Source organism: Curtobacterium sp. B8 (genome assembly GCF_000333315.1).
Taxonomy (GTDB): domain Bacteria; phylum Actinomycetota; class Actinomycetes; order Actinomycetales; family Microbacteriaceae; genus Curtobacterium; species Curtobacterium luteum.
This window is the reverse complement of record NZ_BACW01000593.1, coordinates 1-1,828: the sequence shown is the minus strand read 5'-3', so window position 1 is coordinate 1,828 and position 1,828 is coordinate 1. Positions and strand designations below refer to the sequence as shown.

Below are 1,828 nucleotides of genomic sequence, written 5' to 3'. Positions count from 1 at the left end.
GACGAGCATCGTGTTCCTCGTGGTGATCGTCGCCATCATCAGCTGGCTCGTGGTCCGCATGCGCCGCGACGACACCGCACGCCCGCAGCCCGCCGTNTGAGCCCGTCCTGCTCGTCCTGCTCGTCCTGCTCGTCCCCGGAAGGACCCTCGTGCTCTCATCAGTCCCGCTCGCCGTGAGCCTCTTCGACGCAGCGTCCGTGCTCCACGCCTTCGGTCCCGACGTCCTCGCCGGCATCGCCGTCCTGATCTTCATCGAGTCCGGGGTGCTCTTCCCGTTCCTGCCCGGGGACTCGCTCCTCGTCACCGCTGCGATCATCAGTGGCACCCTCGGCATCGCGCCGTGGCAGGTCGCGATCGTCGCGTCCGTCGCCGCAGTCGCGGGTGACCAGGTCGGGTACTGGCTCGGGAAACGGTACGGCCGGCGTCTCTTCCGGGACGACGCGCGGATCCTCACCACGGCGCGGCTGGAGGAGGCCGAGGCGTTCTTCACACGGTGGGGCGGCCTGAGCCTGGTGCTCGGGCGCTTCGTCCCCATCGTCCGCACCTACGTGCCGCTCGCCGCCGGGACCGCGCGGATGCACTACCGGCGCTTCCTGCTGTTCAACCTGATCGGAGCGATCTCCTGGGCGGTCGGGCTCACGGTCGTCGGCGTCCTCCTCGGCGGCATCCCGCTGGTCTCGCACAACATCGACGCGCTGATGATCGTGATCGTCGTCGTCTCGGTCCTGCCGATCGTGATCGGTGCGCTGCGTCGCCGGCACGTCGCCCGCCGCACCCGACGCGACGAGCAGGCGGGCCGGGGCGTCCCGACGGACGCGCAGGCCCGCGCGGCAGCGGGCGACGAGCGGTGACCGCCACCGGTCCGCTGCGGAACCGCGTCCCCGACCCGTCCGTCTCGTTCTGGGTGACCAAGGTCCTCACCACGGCCATGGGCGAAGCGCTCTCGGACTTCCTCGTCACCCGGTTCGACCCGGTGCCGACCGTGGTCCTCACCGCGGCCGTGTTCGGCATGGTCCTCGCTGTCCAGCTCCGCACCGACCGGTACCGCCCCTGGCTGTACTGGGGTGCCGTGTCGATGGTCGGCGTGTTCGGCACGATGGTCGCTGACGTGGTCCACGTGGCGCTCGGCGTGCCCTACACGGTCTCCACGCCGATCTTCCTGATCGCCCTGGTCGCGGTCTTCGTCGTGTGGCGCCGTGTCGAGGGCACCCTCGACGTCCACCGAGTCACGAGCACGCGGCGCCAGCTGTTCTACTGGGCCGCCGTGGTGGCGACGTTCGCGATGGGGACCGCTGCCGGCGACCTCGCCGCGGGCGGGTTCGGTCTCGGCTACCTCGGCGGCGGCCTCCTCTTCGCCGGCCTCGTCCTGCTCGTGGCGCTCGCCGCCGGCGTCCGGGTGCTCGGTCCGGTCGCGGGGTTCTGGACCGCCTACGTCCTGACCCGACCGGTCGGCGCGTCCTTCGCGGACTGGGTCGCGGTCCCCCGGGACCGCGGCGGGCTGGACGTCGGGACGGGCATGGTCAGTCTCTGCCTGCTGGTGGTGCTCACGGGCGCGGTGGCGTGGACGAGCGTGGAGCGCGGACGGCGACGACGGCCGGCACCCGACCACCCGGCGCAGCCGGTGACCGGTCCCTGAGCCGACGACGACCGGCCTGGAGGCACGGGACGGGCCCGCCCCGCGCCCTCCAGGCCGGCACGGCCCGGCAGGGCGGTGAGCGCACTTCAGTTCTTCATCCCTCCGGATGATGCGCGCGCTCCGCGCGCCGGGCCATGCTGGTCTCGGTGAGGGGAATCCGGTCGTCCGCGACCGCGGTCGTGGGGGCCGCGG

The 1,828-nt window shown here is 72.5% G+C and carries 2 protein-coding genes; both read left to right on the top strand.

Annotation, left to right across the window (positions count from 1 at the left end; translation table 11 throughout):
• Positions 1-149: 149 nt before the first annotated feature.
• Positions 150-851, top strand: a complete 702-nt coding sequence (locus I59_RS16090) for a DedA family protein (RefSeq protein ID WP_148286281.1) — start codon at positions 150-152, stop codon at positions 849-851.
• Positions 848-1,636, top strand: coding sequence for a membrane protein (locus I59_RS16085; RefSeq protein WP_022904750.1), 789 nt, complete (start codon positions 848-850; stop codon positions 1,634-1,636). Before I59_RS16090 ends, I59_RS16085 begins: the two co-directional genes overlap by 4 nt.
• Positions 1,637-1,828: the final 192 nt, after the last annotated feature.